Origin of the sequence: Rubritalea squalenifaciens DSM 18772, assembly GCF_900141815.1 — a bacterium.
In the GTDB taxonomy this organism is placed as follows: Bacteria; Verrucomicrobiota; Verrucomicrobiia; order Verrucomicrobiales; family Akkermansiaceae; genus Rubritalea; species Rubritalea squalenifaciens.
Genome location: NZ_FQYR01000003.1, coordinates 780,596 through 797,140 on the forward strand (window position 1 = coordinate 780,596; position 16,545 = coordinate 797,140).

The window sequence follows — 16,545 nt, forward strand, 5'->3', positions numbered from 1 at the left end:
AATCAATTTAAAATGTCTGAGGGGACGAGTTCCTTCAGCTTCTTCAGTCCTTTGTGAAGCAGGAAACCTACGTTTCCCGTTGTGAGGCCAGTCGCCTCGCTGATTTCTTGGTAGCTCAGTCCTTGTTCGTATTTCATGCGAATGACCTGCTGCTGATTCTCGCTAAGTTGTCCGAGATACTGCATGACCTGGTTCACTCTCTCTTGCTGATCGATCCTTGTGTCCGGTCCGGGTTCGCTACTCTCCTCGCGGGAAAACGCTTCGTCATCCACACTTATCATACGCTTCTCCTTACGAAGCACGTCGAGCGCCCGGTTGCGACACACGGTAAACAACCAGCTTTTTAGGCCCTCCTTCACCTTTTCCACATCCTGCTGGTACAGGCGGATAAAGGTGTCCTGGACGACATCCCGGGCCCTGTCATGATCATGAACAATGCCGATCGCGTACCCGATAAGCGGGGACTCATATTGGCTGAGTGCATGCTCTACCAATTGTTCAGGCGTTGTAATCATAGCTAGCTCGTGGCTGTCCATCGGAAGGACTATTCACCTGCAAAAACGATTAAACCAAGACTTTCTTAGCACCTAGTTAAGATTTTTTAGATTATTTTCTACCCCCTTAATTTGACCTCACAAGATTCACTACTGACAAAATTACGATTTTAGCCCAAACAGAGGGCATGCGAACAGCTGTATATGCTGGATCCTTTGATCCTCCGACGAATGGACACCTGTGGATGATTGAGCGCGGGCTTGAATTGTTCGACAGGCTGGTTGTCGCCATCGGCTCTAATCCTGCAAAGACATATACTTTCACGGTCGAAGAGCGAATGGAGCTTTTGCGTGATTCCCTCCCCTCCTGCGAGAGACTCACTATCGCCAATTTTGACAACCGCTATTTGGTGGATTATGCAAAGGAAGTTGATGCCCAGTACATCCTCCGCGGGATCAGGTCATCGGACGATTACGAATATGAAAGAGTCATGAGACACATCAATTACGACATGGCTCCAGATATCACCACTACCTTCCTCATGCCCCCACGTGATATTGCCGAGCTCTCATCAAGTATGATTAAGGGACTCACCGGTCCTAAAGGCTGGGAATCCATTGTTCGACGCTATGTTCCCGCCCCCGTCATGGAGAAACTTCAGGATAGAGTTAGTTAAAAATTCCTAACATTCACCAGATTTGCACGTATAGTGCACACAGTAACGCTTCTAGCTACAGGATATAGCCGCAAATAATTCATGGATCACGAAACACTCTCAGCCGCAGTTGAAGAAAATTACACATGGATCAGCCGTGTAAAACAAGAAATGGCAAAGGTCCTTGTCGGGCAAAGTGAACTTATTGACTCACTGTTAGTTGGCCTCCTCACCAATGGCCATATTCTCCTTGAGGGTGTTCCGGGTCTCGCAAAAACTCTCGCCATCAAATCTCTAGCCGGCTGTATGCAGGCAGATTTCGCACGGCTCCAGTTTACCCCTGACCTGCTACCAGCAGACCTAGTCGGCACGATGATCTACAACCCCCAGGAAACGAGCTTTTCTGCCAAGCTGGGTCCGATTTTCAGCAATCTTATTCTCGCTGATGAAATCAACCGTGCCCCAGCAAAAGTCCAGTCTGCTCTATTGGAAGCCATGCAGGAGAGACAGGTCACCATTGGCGATAAGACCTACCCCCTGCCGGATCCCTTCCTAGTTCTCGCTACACAGAACCCGATCGATCAAGAGGGCACTTATACCCTCCCTGAGGCTCAGCTGGACCGTTTCCTGCTTAAGGTCACCGTTGGTTATCCTAGCAAGGAAGAAGAACTCTCCATTCTCGACAGAATGGCGACCTCCGAGAAAGCCCCTTCCACATCTGCGGTTGTTGATACGGAGACGGTGTCCAAAAGCCGTAAACTTGTGAACGAAATCTACATCGACCCGGCCGTAAGAGAGTACATTGTAGAGCTAGTGCACTGCACAAGACAGCCTGGCAAGGTAGATACGTCACTGGCTCCACTGATTCGCGCAGGAGCCTCACCACGCGCCACGATCAACATGGCATTGGCAGCCAGAGCCCGTGCTTTCATGCAGGGTCGCGCCTTCGTCACTCCTCAGGACGTCAAAGATCTCGCACTGAATATTTTCCGCCATAGAATTCTGCCAAGCTATGAGGCTGAGGCAGAATCCATCAGCAACGACACTATTGTTGAACGTATCCTCCAACGCGTTGTTGTCCCCTAACTGATCTCCGACCCATGCTTAGAGTACTGACTATATCCTCTCTATCAGTGGCCCTCACTGCGTGTTCAGGGCTCGTAAAGACTAAGAGTCAAGATAGTGTATCTATCAAAACTCCAGGCAATTGGCATGCCGTCTCCAAAGGGCAGCATGGAAAAATCTCGACAGGTTGGCTCAGTGACTTCGATTCAAAAGAGATGAAGAAATTCGTCTACGAAGCCGTCTCCAACAACCCATCGCTCAATGCCAGTGCTGCAAGACTCAGAGCGACCAGGGAAGGAACCATCGGAGCCTATGCGGACCTATTACCCCGTGTTTCAGCCTCGTCATCCGGCTCACGCTCTAGAAGTCCAAACGAGCCGGGCCCATCGGTGACTTCATCGAGCTACAACCTTTCACTCAATGCATCCTGGGAACCTGATATCTGGGGGAGGCTAAGAGATTTACAACAGGCAAACTATGCCGGCTATTTAGCTTCAGTTGAAGACTACCGTGCAGCACGCCTCTCACTTGCTGCCAATACCGCCAAGGCTTGGTGTAACCTGATTTCTGCTGAAAGTCAGCTAGAGCTGGCGCGCGTGACACTAGCCAGCTTCCAGAAGAACAACTCCATCGTAGAGCGCAACTACAAGGCGGGTGTCCCCGGCACACGGGCTTTAGCTGTTCAGTTAAGCCGTAACAACGTGGCTTCTGCCCAACGCTCAGTATCTTCTAGACTACAGGATAGAAACCAAGCTGCGCGACAGTTAGAGCAATTGGTCGGCCGCTATCCAGCTGGACTCGTCAAAGGCGCCAAGGAGCTCCCCAAGATGAGGGAGAATATTCCATCCGACATCCCAGCTTCACTTCTCCTAAGGCGTCCGGATCTGGCTGCTGCTCAGTATCAGGTTTTTCAGTCCGCCAAAATCGCTGATGCCAGCCAAAAGAATCTGTTGCCATCAATCAGCCTAACAAGTAGAGCTTCGACTTCATCTCGACGCTTCGGCGACATTTTTAACCCGCAATATATCGCCTCCAGCGTGGCTGCCTCCCTCGCCCAGACAGTCTATCAAGGCGGTGAACTCAAGGCAAATGCCCGTGCAGCTCTTGATAGAAACAGGGCGTCCATTCATGATTTCAGCACCAGGGCTATCGCTGCATTTAGAGAGGTAGAGGACGCGCTCGAAGCCGAGCGCTCACTCAAAGAGCAAGAGGAGTTTCTTCTTGTGGAAGTAAAGCAAGCTACACTAGCTGAGAGATCAGCAGAGCTCGACTACTCCGAGGGGGTTGACGACTCGGGAATTCTCGAAATCCTGGAATCACAACGGAGAGCCAATAACGCTCGCGCATCACTCATCGCCCTCCGTAACAGGCGCATCCAGAACAGGATAGACCTACACCTAGCTCTCGGAGGAGACTTCCACACCGAATCCAAGTAAACAGGCTTTAAAGTTTTCCTCGCAATCACTCCGGCCATCCACCAATCTCCACGCATCAGTTATGTTCACTCCAAAATGGAAAAAGGAAGCCAAGATGCTTCACAAGGGCTCCAAGAAGTTTCTTCACTACAAGAGAGACCTCCTCAAGGAAGACCGAATCTCTGAGATCGAAGCTCGCCGCTTGGACCTCAAGAAGGCCATCAAGGGCAAGGACAAGGAGGCCGCTCTTGAAGCCGGAAAACAGCTACAGGCCACCTGTGAAAACGCCCTGCCCCGCTACAAGGGTCCAGACGCACTCACTGAAAACGTCGAGGTCTTTTTTGTAGCCATTGTGATCGCCCTTGGCCTGAGAACTTATTATCTCCAGCCTTTCCGGATCCCCACGAATTCCATGAAGCCTACACTCAACGGCTTTATTGGTGAGGAGCTATCACAAGACAAGTGGCCAGCCTACCCTATTCGTATTGCACAAATCGCGACACATGGTCGCGACTACATTTCAGTAAAAACTGACAAAGAAGACAAAATTGTCGACCTCAAGGAATATCAGGCACTCCATTTCTTTACGCGTACAAAGATTGTATTCAGCAGCGGACGTACTGAAACGGTGCCCGGCTCAGCTCGCGCACTGATTGATGTGATGAACAGAGATGAGATCACAAAACTAGCAGGCATTAAGTTGGCACCAGAGGACGACGAAAACTTCATGAAAGTTTTGATGCAGACCACGCTTCCAGCAAATTTCACGGTTGCCGAGGGTTACGTGAGCTCAGGTGACCTAGTCCTCGTCGACAAGTTTTCCTATCACTTCCGCTCTCCTAAGGCCGGGGAAGTTTTCGTATTCGATACTCGCAAGATCAGAGAAATTCGGGATAAGCCGGGTTACGGTTCTCACTACATCAAGCGCCTCATTGGGGTGCCGGGAGACACTATTGCACTTGAGGGCGGAGAGACTCGCATGAACCCGTACAACGGCATGCCTAAGAAAGAAATCCCTTCTGGAAGAAGCATCTACTACGATACGCAAATATACCGGAACGGTAAGAAAATGACCGCACCTGGGGTGCTGAGAGTCGAGTCCAAAGAGGGCTACTACGACGGGTACTCCACGATGGATCGCCTCAAACGTGGAAGCGAGAATGCTGTCAAACTGGCCTACAAACCATCAACAGGACTCTCTGAGTACTGGGCCATGGGGGACAACTCACAAAACTCATCAGATTCACGCGATTGGGGCACAGTGAAAGAATTTAACGTGCTTGGCCCTGCCCTATTCTCACTCTGGCCATTCGGTTCAGGGCATTGGGGAATTATCAAATAAGACCTATGTCTGAAGCCAGTGAAATCACCAAGAAAGCCAAGTCCAATTTGGCTTTCGCCTTTGCCTGCCTGCCTCGAGACAGACGAGCAGACATGGTGACCTTTTATGCTTTCTGCCGGGTGATTGATGATCTGGCCGATGATCCCGATATCCCTAAAGACGACAAAATTGCTGGCTTAGAGTCGTGGAAAGCCTGTTTCACCTCTCCTCCTGAGAATCTTGATGCATTGCAGCAAGATATGCTGGAGATCAGGGATCGCTATGCAATCGATAACCAGCTGTTCCTTGAGCTCATTGCAGGCTGCGAATCCGATCTAAATCCCAACCGTCGGTTTGGTTCTTGGGAAGAACTGGAAAAGTACACCTACCGGGTAGCTTGCTGTGTAGGCCTCATCTCGATTAAGATTTTTGGCTGCAAACACAAAAAATCAGAAGACTACGCCGTAGCTCTAGGCCACGCCCTCCAACTTACGAATATCCTTCGTGATGTGGGTGAAGATCTCGACGACAATGTGCGGGTCTATTTGCCGGAAAATGACATGATACGCTTCCAGTATACTGAGCGTGACCTCATTGGCCGCGTTTATGATGGTAGGTTCATCTCCATGATGAACTACATTGCAGATCGTGCTGAGGCTTTCTATCAGGAAGCTGTCGACAGTCTTCACCCTGACGACAAATCAGCCCTGAAATCCGCTGAAGCCATGCGTAAGATCTACCACGCGATCCTCGTTAAAATGCGTGGTGATCACTTCAACGTGTTTGAGAAACGCTACACACTCTCCAAGCCCAGAAAAATCTGGTCACTACTCACCACCTTTGGTGGCATCGGCTAAAAAAGTCTGGCCGTTCTCACCCCCAAAAGTTAAGACATTAGACATGAAAGCCACATTCACCCTCTGTGCCGCAGCTGCTTTATCCCTGTTAATCTCATCTTGCTCCGCACCCAATGGCATCGTTGATTCTGCCGTTGATTTCGACGACAACTATCCGATGGGATATTATCATAAAAACGGCTACGTTATCAGCCCTTATAAGCCACATAACATTATGAATGTGAAAGGCATGACTTCCGGGCACTTGGCAAGAGACCCCTCGACTGCGGATGTGGATCCGACTACAGGCAAACCTATCATGAAGACCGCCAAAATCTTCCGCATCCCAGAGCCGCCTGCTCGTAAAGCAGCAGCAAACTAAACCGATTTTTCAATCAAACAAAAAAGGCCACTCGAAATAGTGGCCTTTTACTTTTTACAGCTCGTATCTCTGCAAATGCTATTCCTGAATACCCGGGATTTCCGGTTCAGGGGCTGGAGTGTCATCTGGAGGAGACACGTCTGGCGCTTCGTCAGGTGGTTGAATGCCAGGGATTTCAGGATCAGGAGCAGGCTCATCTTCTGGCGATTCAGGCTCTACAACAGGTGGAGCACCTGGAGCCAGAGGCACGTTAGCCGTCAACATCCCCTGAGGCACAACGGCTGCGTTCGATACGTAACCTACTTCACCCGTCATGGCTTGAACTTGAATGAAGTTACCTTCTGGAGTGAGCACCTTAAGCACAACCCCCTGCGCTAAAACTCCCTTGGGTTTCGTGCTAGGCCCTGGCTTGCTTGCATAAAAGGCCGTATTGGGAAGTGAAGTTTCCACATAATCTCCAGCCATTAAACCACCATTGATGTCGGCATCTCCACTAGATGGTGTGCTCGACGTAAAACTTGATCCACCGGCCAAGTCTAAGGGGTTAATCCCTGATCCACCCTCAAGAGGTTGATTCAATTTCCCGCAACTAACACAAGCTGTGATAGGACCTAAATAGAGTAAAAAGCTCGAAAGACGCATACTAGTATAATGCGTTGATTTCTAAGGTTGGTCAACGGTTTCCTTCCACTCGTTTTAGCCCCTTCAAATAGGATCTGAGACCGACCCGCCAATCAGGGACTTCTAATCCTGACGATACTAGGCGGGTGGAGCGCATAGCAGTCCACCTGGGTCGCCGCGCCCTAAAAGCTTCAATATCTACCATTTTGCTCGATCTTGGAGCACTGATTTTTGCCGAAACTAGGCCCAGTTCCTCAGCTGCACTTATTACCTCTTGTGCATACTGTAACCAGCTCACTTGTGGTCCAGTGCTAGTTAGGTGTACCAGGCCAGAAAAACCCTCAGCTAACAAATGTGTACACATTTTCACTAGATCGTCAGAATAATTTGGCACTGAGTATTTATCTGAGATGTAGGTGCCCGGCCAGTCCTCAGCAGTCATCTGCCGGAGAACCTGGTCAACAAAGGTCTTCCTGCCCGGTCCAAATATCCAACTCACTCTGGCAACGATGGCACTAGGGTGCGCATGCATAACTGCGCACTCACCCTCTAATTTTGTAACACCGTAATGATTGATAGGGTTCGTGCCTGAGCTTTCGTCACACCATCCTTCCTGCTCCCCATCAAAGACATAGTCCGTACTAAAGTGCACCATCTTGGCTGATCGGGACGCGCATTCCTCAGCCATGATTTGTGGAGCCTTCGCATTAATGCTGGTAGCTAGATCAGGCTGATTCAAACACTGCTCAAGACCTGTCATTCCTGCGCAGTTCAGGAGGACGTCAAATTCACAATTTCGGAGGTGACGCGCAAGATGAGTCCCATCGGCCAAATCTACCTCATCCCGACTCAGTGAGCGGACATCACACTGGCTCTCTTTTAATAGTCTGGTGAACGCTTCACCTAACAAGCCCTTTGCGCCAATTACTAGATACTTCATGCCTAATCAAAATAAAAAGCGCCCATGCTCATATGGAGCTATGGACGCCTCATGAAATCTTATGCTGGCTATTAACCGATATACATTTCCTCACCGAATTCGTCTTCTGCCGATACACCAGCATCACGAATGCCTTCAAGAGTTCTACGGCTACCACGCTTGGTGTTCGGACCTGCTACTTTGTTTTTGACGGCATCAACAACTGTAGGAGTCAAGGCTGCCACGCCAAGGCATGCGAGGGAAAATGCGATAGGGCGACGAGCGCCGCGGTGCATCATGTCGCCAACCAAGATCCCAGCTGCCAAACCCAGAAGAGTCGGAGCTGCTGCAGAAGATTTATCCATCCAGTTTTTAGGTGACTCGGAGTGTCCGTATTCCATAAAGGAAACTTAACCTCAGACTAGCCAATAAAAAAAGCTCAAATCTGGCTCATTATGACTTTTCCTAGGATTCATGCCTGATACTCCTAGCTCATGGCAAACACCTATGCACTGATTCTCGCAGGCGGAAGCGGCACACGCTTCTGGCCACTTTCTCGTGATTCCAGACCTAAGCAGCTTCTCAATCTTTTTGGAGACAACACCTTACTGAATCAGACGATCAGCCGCCTAGAAGGCCTGATTCCTAAAGAAAACATCCTGATCCTCACGAATGAGCTGCAGATTGACGCGGTTCGCCAAGTTGCCAGCGAACTACCTGCTGAGAATATTTTTGCAGAGCCCGCCAAGCGTGACACCGCCCCGGCCGTTGCTCTGGGCATTGGTTTGGTTGCTGCACGTGATCCCGAGGCCACCATGGTTGTCTTGCCCGCTGATCAGCTGATTCAGGACGTGGACTCCTTTCAAAACGTCCTCAGCGATGCCGTGACAACCGCACAGAACAATCACGCACTACTCACCATCGGCATCAAGCCCACCTGGGCCTGCCCATCTTTCGGCTATATTGAGCGAGGCCAACGCTTCCAAGGTGCTGAGTCTGCGCTTGAAAACCCTCCGTTCGAGGTGATTCGCTTCCGTGAAAAACCAAACCCTCAGCTTGCTGAACAATTCATCGCCCAAGGCAATTTCGCCTGGAACGCAGGTATGTTTATTTGGTCGATTCCGACGGTCATCCAAGAACTCTCTGAGCACACTCCGGAACTCGCAAAATTTATCGGAGAATTGAGAAACTCCAGTGACATCAATGCGACAGTCGCTGCACAATTTCCTAGCCTCACCCCTATCTCCATCGATTACGCTCTGATGGAAAAAGCCTCACGAGTGCTCAACATTGAAGCTTCCTTTGACTGGGACGACGTTGGCTCCTGGATCTCCGTTGCCAAATACCTGAACGAAGACGAACAGGCCAACCGAACGAATACAGAACTCATCGAGGTCGACTCCCAAAACAACATCGTGTTCACAAAGAACAAAGAGAAGAAGATTGCCCTGCTGGGTGTTGACGACCTCATCGTTGTTGAGACGGATGACTCCATCTTGATCGCCAATAAGCATCAGGCCGACGATATCAAAAAAATCGTCTCCAAGCTCCCACCGGAACTCAAGTAGTAGGTAGCTACGATCTATTTCGCGAGGTAGATCTTCTTGTAGTACTCATCAGCCATGCGGTCTGAGTCGAAGAATGGGACCACGTCACTCATGCTATTATGCACCAGTTTCCACCATTGGTCGGGCTGGTCATAATACATGGGTAGCATTTCTGTATTCAAGATTTGGTAGAACCCCCGCATATCATGGTGGTCACGAGCTTCATCTGTAAGGCTGCGGTCGGCTTCTGGAATAATAAATGCATTGTGCCCGTGGTCAGCAAACTCACAAATCCAGCCGTCATAGGTAGAGCAATTGACACTCCCATTCATGGCAGCAGACATACCAGAGGTTCCTGAGGCCTCTCGCGTAACAATCGGATTATTGAGCCACACATCAGAGCCATCCTTGAGTAATTTCGAAAGAGACAACTCATAACCAACAAGTACCGCCATGTTTTTATGGTGGTTTGATAGCTCGCAAAGACGATTAAATTGATTCACCGCTCCTTGGTCTGTCGGGAACGGCTTGCCCGCCCAGATCACTTGAACTGGCTTGTTAGCCCTCTCTAACATCTTCACGAAGCTCTCAAGATCTCTGGTTATTAGGTCAGCCCTTTTGTAGCCCGCAAACCTTCTTGCCCATACAATAGTGAAGACATCAGGGTCAAACAGACGCCCCGTCTGATTAGCCACTTCATCAAACAACTTCGCTTTCAGTCTCCATTTGCGTGAGGCGATGGCTGGATAATCTCCTTCCAACCTTGCGGCCTCGAGCTTGGCGTCCACCCAGTACTTCTTATTCTGCGCATTGGTAACATGGGAAATTTCGCAGACACCTTTCGCATCCTTCCACATCGCACGAGCTACATGCCCATGAAGCTCCGATACGGCATTAGCCAACTTGCTCACACGCAAGGCTACCAATGTATGATTAAAGGTGTCGCCATGAATCCCTGTAACCTTCTTGAGCGTATGATCATCCAATCCGGAGAAGAAGGTGAACTTCTTGAGTAAATCGTAGGATGTCTTCTCATTCCCTGCTTCTACTGGGGTATGAGTCGTGAATACAAATTTCTTGCGCACGGATTTGAGTGAGCCACCTTTCTTGAGCTCATAGAAGACCGATGACAAGGCGTGAGCCTCATTGAGGTGCCAAACATCAGGGTCCACTCCCAATTCCTCTAGCAGCTTGGCACCTCCCACTCCAAGAAGTATATACTGAGCAATCCTAGTTAACTCATCTGCATCATAAAGCCTATACGAGATAGTTCTAGAAATGTGGTCATTCTCTTCAATATCTGTCGTCAGAAAAAACATCGGCGCCGTACCAAAAGTTTCTGATGGAAGATAATACGCCTTCACCCAGACATGGTGACCATGTACGGGTATGGTGAACTTAATGCCGGTATCCTTCAGGAAATGATAGACCTTTCTCCTGTGAGCTACCGCCATCCCCCGGCTCTCTGAACGTACTTGATTGTAATAGCCATAGGACCACAGGATACCAATCCCTGCCACATTCTGTTTCAGGTCATGAGCACTGCGCATGTGTGATCCAGCCAAAAACCCAAGACCTCCAGAATAAATCTTCAACACCTGATCCAAGGCAAACTCCATGGAGAAGTAGGCAACACTTTTCTTGTAGCTAGAAGCTATCTTGTAATGTGGCTGATAGGGCTTGGGTAAATAGCTCATGGTATAGGCTGAGGGGTATGCAATTAGACTATAGTTAGCTTGATACTACGCATTGGTCAAAAACCATTTATATGCCAGACCTTCTTTATCTGAATAGGTGCAATACGTAGCAATATCTTCACTTCTCAACCTCGTGGATGAAAGCGGTTATGAATATTCTTCAGCCGCTTTTGATCAACATGCGTGTAGATCTGAGTCGTAGAAATATCCGCGTGACCAAGCATCTCCTGAATCACGCGGAGGTCAGCACCATTCTCGAGTAAGTGAGTCGCAAATGAATGGCGGAGCAAATGGGGGTATAGGTTCGTTTCAATACCTGCATTCTTAGCCCTTTCCTTTACAATATCTCTTACTCTATCAGGACTGAGCGGCCCACCACGCACAGAGATGAAGATATGTGAGGATGTCTTTGGGCCAACAAGCTGCGGTCTCTCCAGACGAAGGTAGGACTGTACGCAATCCATGGCGGTCTTCCCCACGGGCACCACCCTTGTTTTGTTACCTTTGCCGGTGACTCGAATGAACGCTTCATCCATATCTAAATTTTCAAGTCTAGCCGTGCATAATTCAGACAGCCGCAAACCAGAGGCATAAAACAACTCCAGAATGGCCCTGTCACGCTTGCCCAAGCGTTTATTGAGATCAACTGATTCGAGCATGCCTTTGACCATATTCGCATCCAGTGAATCTGGTAGCGACTTCTCCACCTTTGGCGACAACAAAGGCTCAGCAATATCTGCCACCAAGACGCCACGCGAAGCGAGGAAACGCGAAAATATCTTCAAATGCACCGTTAGTATGCGAAGAGACGAATTCCCCAACCCCTCATTTTTTCTGAAGCCAAGATAGTTAGATAACTCCTGGGTTCCCAAGTCATACAGAGAGAGGCCTTTGTCGTTCAGCCAGAGATCAAGCCCCTCCAAGCTTTGGCGGACGGAATCCTGATAGGCCTGTGAAAGCCCCCTCTCTGTAGCCAGATAGAGAAGAAACCCAGATATGTGTTGTCTGATGTCACTCATGGGTCAATAGGGCCTACGATCCGCTGGCTCCCTGAGCCAGGCTCACATGCTATCAACAATGGAGAGGTGCCGTCCATCCAGAATAAAAACTGCCTCCAATCTAGTCATCTGGCCACTCTGGTTTTCTAGCAGTTCTCTTGGAGGAATCAGATCAAGCGCTGAAATGCTCAGCTAAAATATCCCTCAGACCTTTGGCGTCTTGCTCATCGAATGAGGCTAACTCGGTAGAATCTACATCAAACACAGCCAAGAGATTCCCGTTTTGATCGAGCACTGGAACCACGATTTCGCTCCGAGAGCGCGCATCACAAGCAATGTGACCTGGAAAGGTGTGCACATCCGCCACTACCTGTATCTCCTTGGTTTCAGCAGCCTTACCGCAGACTCCTTTTCCGAAAGCAATTCTCAAACAACCCGGTGTTCCCTGATAAGGCCCGATGACAAGTCCCCCATCCAGAGCGCGGTAGAAACCAGTCCAATAGTAGTAATCAAAGGTAGTGTGTAGCACAGAGGCAATGGAAGCCATCTTGACGACGACGTCTGTCTCCCCTGACAGGAGACCGCGTAGCTGAGTAGCTGCCAATTGGTACAAATCCTTTTTACTCTGCTCCATATGCTTTATCGTACTGATCCTTGGGAGCACTCTCTTCATAGACCTTGTCTTGTGTGTCCAGTGCTGAAACTTTCTCAAATACGACGACTACATATTTGTCGCGAGCGGTTGATGCTCCCTTTTTGGGATAAGCTTTGTCCCAGAACTTCACTGGCTTCCAGTCAGTACTCTCGGTGAACGAGCTGAACTTGGTGCGATTCTGATTATCTGAGTATCCAGCATCCCATATAAATACGGTGCCTTGCGGAAGTTTGAATAAAGGAGAGTTCTCTAAGTCTACTCGCTCCTTGGTTGCCCATATTCCCTGCGTAAACGGATGAGCCACGTGGCTTGCCAACACGAGAGTGTCTTCCGGGTAATGCTCAGCAACCCACTGAGAAGCATCGACTACTCGCTGAGATAATTCGCCCTTTTCCATGGGCTTGGCCACAAGGCCGTAGTGCTGCTCCTTGTCTCCTTGATTGATCGCTTCCCAATCTTGGTAGACCACCTGATGGTGGGCCATATTGACACCTTGATAAATAATCGCAGAGAGAATCGCCAGAACACTGACAAATTTCCAGCGAGGCTGAGGACCCTGCTTCAAAAAGGCACCTATAAAGTGAGCTCCAAGAAGCGCAAAGAGAGGCGCCATAGGCATGAGGAAGTGATAATAGCCACCTGAGGCAAAAGCACCTCGCCAGAAAATGAGCGAATGCACCACAAAATACATGATGTAGGTGAGGAGCGGCAGACTCCATTGAGCCCAGCGCCCCTTCAATTTAAGCAGGCCGCAAGCTGAGAGGATGATGGAGAATAAGCCTACCCCACCAATCAGCAGAGGCACGTAGTGGTAGATTGGTCCACTGCCATACATGTCTGTTGGCTTGGGAGCAAAATAGATCTCGTATGGCTTGCTACCCTCAATGAGATAGGCAGCCAAGTTATAGCAAATAATCGCTGATACAGTGCTTAGTCCGTACAGGCTATCTCGTCCCAGAGCCTTAAACACATCCTTGTCTGAGCAACGACCCTGCACCGCTTCAATGCATCTACGGCCAAAGCCTCCCTCTTGGGAGGTTACCCAGAGACCCCAGAGCCCTGTGATGAGGATGCCTTCGTGACGAATTAAGGACAGATAACCAAAGCAGAATCCAGCCCAGTGCCAGTATTTCCTGTTAAGACCAAACCAGATTCCCAGAATCCAGAAGAGCATGAACGGAGTCTGCGTTAGCACTGGATAAGACAGTTCAGGAAACCAAGATTGAAACAGCATCAGGACTGGGATTGCCCATACTGCGGTAATTTTGAGTTTCTTAGCTACCAAGGCGGTAATCCAGATGGATACCAGCGCCAAGCCAAAGGTGTACAAACGCGTGGCGGTGAACCCGAGCGGAGCAGCCACAAAATGCACCATGTTTCTTCCCGGACGAGTCCAGTGATTGAAGATTTGCTCATGATTCTCCCACACGCTGCGAGAGAACAGATAATGACTCAACTCATCGTCCAGAATCCATCCCGTATTATTGAATAGACGATACAGGATCCATGTGATGCCAAGTGCCAAGCCCCCCCATAAAAAGGAGAGTTTCATCGCGCGTAGGCTTTTCTGACCAACAGGGTTGCTCATGACGCTAGGGTGTGTGGTTTAGAGGTGTAAAAAACCTCAATGCTAGCGTTCGGCTACAGAGAGTTGGCCGTTATTATCGAGAACCATGACATTCTTGTTTCGTCTCCAGATGCCATATTTAAAGATGCAATAGATCGCTCTCACGCCATCCTTCCAGCCGATGTGCTTGCCCTCACTGAATGAGCGTGGGTAGTAAGAAATAGCCACTTCCATGACGCGCAGTCTCCTACGTGCAATTTTTGCGGTAATCTCAGGCTCAAACCCAAATCGATTCTCCTCCACTTCGATATTTTGGATCACCTCGCGCTTGAAGGCTTTGTAGCAGGTCTCCATGTCAGTCACATAGAGATCCGTCGCCATATTGGAAAGCGTGGTTAAAAAGCGGTTACCCATCGTATGCCAGAACCTAAGGACGCGTCTTGGATTGTCTCTGAGATAGCGGGAGCCATAGCAAACATCACATTTCCCTTCGATCAGAGGAGTTACAACGAGCTCAAATTCATTGGGGTCGTATTCCAAGTCAGCGTCTTGCACAATAACATAGGGTAACGTGGCGCCTTGGAAACCTGTCCGCAGAGCAGCTCCCTTGCCCTGATTGACTTCGTGACGAAGAAGGTGAACCGCAGGCTCACTTTCAGAAATTTTGGAAACGATTTCTGCAGTCTTGTCCTTTGAGCAGTCATCGACAACGATCACCTCGCCTACCAAATCGACCTGGAGAACTGCCTCAATGACTTGGGCGACAGTCTTCTCCTCATTGTAAGCTGGAATAACAACAGTTAAGGGTTTTGCAGTGCTAGTAGTAGATGTCATCGATCAAGACTTTTGGGATAAAGGAGATTCACCACACTAACGGGCGAATACCAAGAATTTTCGAGCAATAAAGTTCACCAGAGCGGAGCTCACAGCAAAGGCTCCGACGGCGACAAGGTTCGGGTACCCTGCATTGATCATCCACATTTTACCAACTTCCCCACCGCAAAAACTGATGGCTGAGACGAGAGTGAAGATCATAAGCTCTCTCCATGGGTCATGCTTGCCAGGAGTGAAGACAAAGAATCGGTTGGTAAAATAAGCAAATAAGTTGGATGGGATAAATGCTGCAAATAAAACCCATCTCACATTAACTTGCTTTACCTCAATAGGCAGATCATCAGACATGTACTCAGGCGCAAACACCCGAAACCCTTGCACCACCAACAGCAGGACGATCATCGACAGCACGCCGCAGAAGGCATACTTAAAGAACTGTGCCCACAAAGGGCCCTCTTTGAGCTTAAGCTCTTGAAAAATGATTCTAGGCTGAAGCGGCACCTCACCTAAGACGGGGAGAACAATGGAGAGGCTATGTTTACGCTCACTGGCCATAATGCATAAAAAACGCAGCTGGTATAGTCACACAGCTGCGTCTGTAAACATTGAATTGGTGTCAAGATTAGCCACCGATCTCAGTGCGGCCTGAAAGTGATGCACCCTCTTCCATGCTGAGCATCTTGGTTTTGATGTCGCCCTCAAGCTTGGAGTTAGTCTTGAGTTCGCAGCGATCGGATTGGATGGTGCCTTCGACTTTCCCGTAAAGCTTCACTTCGCCAGCCTTGATATCACCTTTGATCTGAGCATTCTCACCAATGGTAACCTTACCTTTATCAGAAGCGATTTCACCTTCGATTTTACCATCAATGATCATATCATTTGAGAACTTGATGGAACCAGTGATCTCGATTCCGCTTGCCAGAACGTTGGTTGCATTTGCCATAACTAAACGTAAATCAGCACAGATCCCTTCAGAGAGCAAATCTATTATTTCAGTCGCGTGCTTTTTTATGAAAAAACTTTCATCAGGCCTCTTCTGATTCCTCTTCGAGGACGAATTCCGCCCAGGCAATCTCTTCATTCAAGACTTCGAGAGCAGCATCCATCAATGCGTCGAGGTCAGGCTCATCACTCTGGAAGTGAAAGCCAAGCAAAGCGCCTCCATGGACAATAGGCGGCTCTTCTTCATCAAGATCGGACTCACGTACGTAATACCAATCCAAGATGCCCTCACGAACATTTGGGTTCCACTGAGCAACGAGTTCAAGGATGGCAATAGGATCATCATCGCCAGCATCGCGCTGATTAGCAAGATCCTCCCCATCACATTCCAGCCCTGCTACCATATCAATTTGAATGGTTGACTGATTTTCGCCGAGCAATTCTTCAATGTCAGTGAAGTCTGGTGAATCTTTAGAGATGATTTTCATACGCGCCGAAGGTCATACATCCCCCCTCGATCTGCAAGGTAGATTTACCCCTAGCAGCATAAAAAAGGAGATGCTCTCGCATCTCCTGGAGTAAATTCTATTGTTAGT

General features: G+C 49.1%; 19 protein-coding genes. 7 read left to right on the forward strand and 12 right to left on the reverse strand.

Annotation, left to right across the window (positions count from 1 at the left end):
- Positions 1-2: 2 nt before the first annotated feature.
- Positions 3-515, reverse strand: coding sequence for an RNA polymerase sigma factor (locus BUB27_RS08630; protein ID WP_159434882.1), 513 nt, complete (start codon positions 513-515; stop codon positions 3-5).
- A 167-nt stretch (positions 516-682) separates the two neighbouring features.
- Here BUB27_RS08630 and coaD point away from each other — a divergent pair, with 167 nt between their 5' ends.
- The 6 genes from coaD to BUB27_RS08660 all read left to right on the forward strand — a co-directional run bounded on the left by coaD (position 683) and on the right by BUB27_RS08660 (position 6,169).
- Positions 683-1,171, forward strand: a complete 489-nt coding sequence (gene coaD / locus BUB27_RS08635; protein WP_143183408.1) for a pantetheine-phosphate adenylyltransferase — start codon at positions 683-685, stop codon at positions 1,169-1,171.
- A gap of 81 nt (positions 1,172-1,252) precedes the next feature.
- A complete protein-coding gene (locus tag BUB27_RS08640) occupies positions 1,253-2,236 on the forward strand; it encodes an AAA family ATPase (protein WP_143183409.1) in 984 nt (327 codons plus the stop codon).
- 14 nt (positions 2,237-2,250) lie between these two features.
- Entirely contained in the window at positions 2,251-3,651 is a 1,401-nt protein-coding gene (locus BUB27_RS08645; protein ID WP_143183410.1) for an efflux transporter outer membrane subunit, read from the forward strand.
- A gap of 61 nt (positions 3,652-3,712) precedes the next feature.
- Positions 3,713-4,972, forward strand: a complete 1,260-nt coding sequence (gene lepB / locus BUB27_RS08650; RefSeq protein ID WP_143183411.1) for a signal peptidase I — start codon at positions 3,713-3,715, stop codon at positions 4,970-4,972.
- 5 nt (positions 4,973-4,977) lie between these two features.
- Positions 4,978-5,808: a phytoene/squalene synthase family protein gene (locus BUB27_RS08655; RefSeq protein ID WP_143183412.1), complete on the forward strand. Its 831-nt coding sequence runs from the start codon at positions 4,978-4,980 to the stop codon at positions 5,806-5,808.
- A gap of 43 nt (positions 5,809-5,851) precedes the next feature.
- On the forward strand, positions 5,852-6,169 hold the full coding sequence (locus BUB27_RS08660) for a hypothetical protein (protein ID WP_143183413.1): 318 nt from the start codon (positions 5,852-5,854) through the stop codon (positions 6,167-6,169).
- 78 nt (positions 6,170-6,247) lie between these two features.
- Here the strand turns inward: BUB27_RS08660 and BUB27_RS08665 are convergent, their stop codons facing one another.
- The 3 genes from BUB27_RS08665 to BUB27_RS08675 all read right to left on the reverse strand — a co-directional run bounded on the left by BUB27_RS08665 (position 6,248) and on the right by BUB27_RS08675 (position 8,110).
- Entirely contained in the window at positions 6,248-6,634 is a 387-nt protein-coding gene (locus BUB27_RS08665) for an SH3 domain-containing protein (protein ID WP_143183414.1), read from the reverse strand.
- A 208-nt stretch (positions 6,635-6,842) separates the two neighbouring features.
- On the reverse strand, positions 6,843-7,730 hold the full coding sequence (locus BUB27_RS19270) for an SDR family oxidoreductase (protein WP_143183415.1): 888 nt from the start codon (positions 7,728-7,730) through the stop codon (positions 6,843-6,845).
- A 71-nt stretch (positions 7,731-7,801) separates the two neighbouring features.
- Positions 7,802-8,110: a hypothetical protein gene (locus BUB27_RS08675; RefSeq protein ID WP_143183416.1), complete on the reverse strand. Its 309-nt coding sequence runs from the start codon at positions 8,108-8,110 to the stop codon at positions 7,802-7,804.
- Positions 8,111-8,203: 93 nt separating this feature from the next.
- Between BUB27_RS08675 and BUB27_RS08680 the strand changes: the two genes are divergently transcribed.
- Complete coding sequence (locus BUB27_RS08680; protein ID WP_143183417.1) at positions 8,204-9,277, forward strand: mannose-1-phosphate guanylyltransferase; 1,074 nt, start codon at positions 8,204-8,206, stop codon at positions 9,275-9,277.
- A 14-nt stretch (positions 9,278-9,291) separates the two neighbouring features.
- Here BUB27_RS08680 and glgP read toward each other — a convergent pair whose 3' ends face one another.
- The 8 genes from glgP to BUB27_RS08720 all read right to left on the reverse strand — a co-directional run bounded on the left by glgP (position 9,292) and on the right by BUB27_RS08720 (position 16,437).
- On the reverse strand, positions 9,292-10,953 hold the full coding sequence (gene glgP, locus BUB27_RS08685; RefSeq protein ID WP_143183418.1) for an alpha-glucan family phosphorylase: 1,662 nt from the start codon (positions 10,951-10,953) through the stop codon (positions 9,292-9,294).
- A gap of 125 nt (positions 10,954-11,078) precedes the next feature.
- Entirely contained in the window at positions 11,079-11,972 is an 894-nt protein-coding gene (locus tag BUB27_RS08690; RefSeq protein ID WP_200797092.1) for a tyrosine recombinase, read from the reverse strand.
- Positions 11,973-12,123: 151 nt separating this feature from the next.
- Entirely contained in the window at positions 12,124-12,585 is a 462-nt protein-coding gene (locus BUB27_RS08695; protein ID WP_143183419.1) for a GAF domain-containing protein, read from the reverse strand.
- The gene (locus BUB27_RS08700; protein WP_143183420.1) at positions 12,572-14,194 is read right to left on the reverse strand and encodes a hypothetical protein; all 1,623 of its coding nucleotides are present in this window, start codon (positions 14,192-14,194) and stop codon (positions 12,572-12,574) included. The genes BUB27_RS08695 and BUB27_RS08700 overlap by 14 nt, the downstream gene beginning before the upstream one ends.
- Positions 14,195-14,236: 42 nt before the next feature.
- On the reverse strand, positions 14,237-15,007 hold the full coding sequence (locus BUB27_RS08705) for a glycosyltransferase family 2 protein (protein ID WP_143183421.1): 771 nt from the start codon (positions 15,005-15,007) through the stop codon (positions 14,237-14,239).
- 36 nt (positions 15,008-15,043) lie between these two features.
- Complete coding sequence (locus BUB27_RS08710) at positions 15,044-15,562, reverse strand: GtrA family protein (RefSeq protein WP_143183422.1); 519 nt, start codon at positions 15,560-15,562, stop codon at positions 15,044-15,046.
- A gap of 67 nt (positions 15,563-15,629) precedes the next feature.
- A complete protein-coding gene (locus BUB27_RS08715) occupies positions 15,630-15,950 on the reverse strand; it encodes a bactofilin family protein (protein ID WP_143183423.1) in 321 nt (106 codons plus the stop codon).
- Between the two features lie 82 nt (positions 15,951-16,032).
- Entirely contained in the window at positions 16,033-16,437 is a 405-nt protein-coding gene (locus BUB27_RS08720) for a hypothetical protein (protein WP_143183424.1), read from the reverse strand.
- Positions 16,438-16,545 lie beyond the last annotated feature (108 nt).

What these genes read in the sequence shown, in the direction of transcription:
- BUB27_RS08675 (WP_143183416.1), bottom strand. Translation starts at nt 8,110, where the DNA reads ATGGAATACGGACACTCCGAGTCACCTAAAAACTGGATGGATAAATCT.
- BUB27_RS08640 (WP_143183409.1), top strand. Translation starts at nt 1,253, where the DNA reads ATGGATCACGAAACACTCTCAGCCGCAGTTGAAGAAAATTACACATGG.
- BUB27_RS08630 (WP_159434882.1), bottom strand. Translation starts at nt 515, where the DNA reads ATGATTACAACGCCTGAACAATTGGTAGAGCATGCACTCAGCCAATAT.
- BUB27_RS08710 (WP_143183422.1), bottom strand. Translation starts at nt 15,562, where the DNA reads ATGGCCAGTGAGCGTAAACATAGCCTCTCCATTGTTCTCCCCGTCTTA.
- BUB27_RS08705 (WP_143183421.1), bottom strand. Translation starts at nt 15,007, where the DNA reads ATGACATCTACTACTAGCACTGCAAAACCCTTAACTGTTGTTATTCCA.
- BUB27_RS08665 (WP_143183414.1), bottom strand. Translation starts at nt 6,634, where the DNA reads ATGGCTGGAGATTATGTGGAAACTTCACTTCCCAATACGGCCTTTTAT.
- BUB27_RS08695 (WP_143183419.1), bottom strand. Translation starts at nt 12,585, where the DNA reads ATGGAGCAGAGTAAAAAGGATTTGTACCAATTGGCAGCTACTCAGCTA.
- BUB27_RS08645 (WP_143183410.1), top strand. Translation starts at nt 2,251, where the DNA reads ATGCTTAGAGTACTGACTATATCCTCTCTATCAGTGGCCCTCACTGCG.
- BUB27_RS08700 (WP_143183420.1), bottom strand. Translation starts at nt 14,194, where the DNA reads ATGAGCAACCCTGTTGGTCAGAAAAGCCTACGCGCGATGAAACTCTCC.
- BUB27_RS08715 (WP_143183423.1), bottom strand. Translation starts at nt 15,950, where the DNA reads ATGGCAAATGCAACCAACGTTCTGGCAAGCGGAATCGAGATCACTGGT.
- BUB27_RS08680 (WP_143183417.1), top strand. Translation starts at nt 8,204, where the DNA reads ATGGCAAACACCTATGCACTGATTCTCGCAGGCGGAAGCGGCACACGC.
- BUB27_RS08655 (WP_143183412.1), top strand. Translation starts at nt 4,978, where the DNA reads ATGTCTGAAGCCAGTGAAATCACCAAGAAAGCCAAGTCCAATTTGGCT.
- BUB27_RS08720 (WP_143183424.1), bottom strand. Translation starts at nt 16,437, where the DNA reads ATGAAAATCATCTCTAAAGATTCACCAGACTTCACTGACATTGAAGAA.
- coaD (WP_143183408.1), top strand. Translation starts at nt 683, where the DNA reads ATGCGAACAGCTGTATATGCTGGATCCTTTGATCCTCCGACGAATGGA.
- glgP (WP_143183418.1), bottom strand. Translation starts at nt 10,953, where the DNA reads ATGAGCTATTTACCCAAGCCCTATCAGCCACATTACAAGATAGCTTCT.
- lepB (WP_143183411.1), top strand. Translation starts at nt 3,713, where the DNA reads ATGTTCACTCCAAAATGGAAAAAGGAAGCCAAGATGCTTCACAAGGGC.
- BUB27_RS08660 (WP_143183413.1), top strand. Translation starts at nt 5,852, where the DNA reads ATGAAAGCCACATTCACCCTCTGTGCCGCAGCTGCTTTATCCCTGTTA.
- BUB27_RS19270 (WP_143183415.1), bottom strand. Translation starts at nt 7,730, where the DNA reads ATGAAGTATCTAGTAATTGGCGCAAAGGGCTTGTTAGGTGAAGCGTTC.
- BUB27_RS08690 (WP_200797092.1), bottom strand. Translation starts at nt 11,972, where the DNA reads ATGAGTGACATCAGACAACACATATCTGGGTTTCTTCTCTATCTGGCT.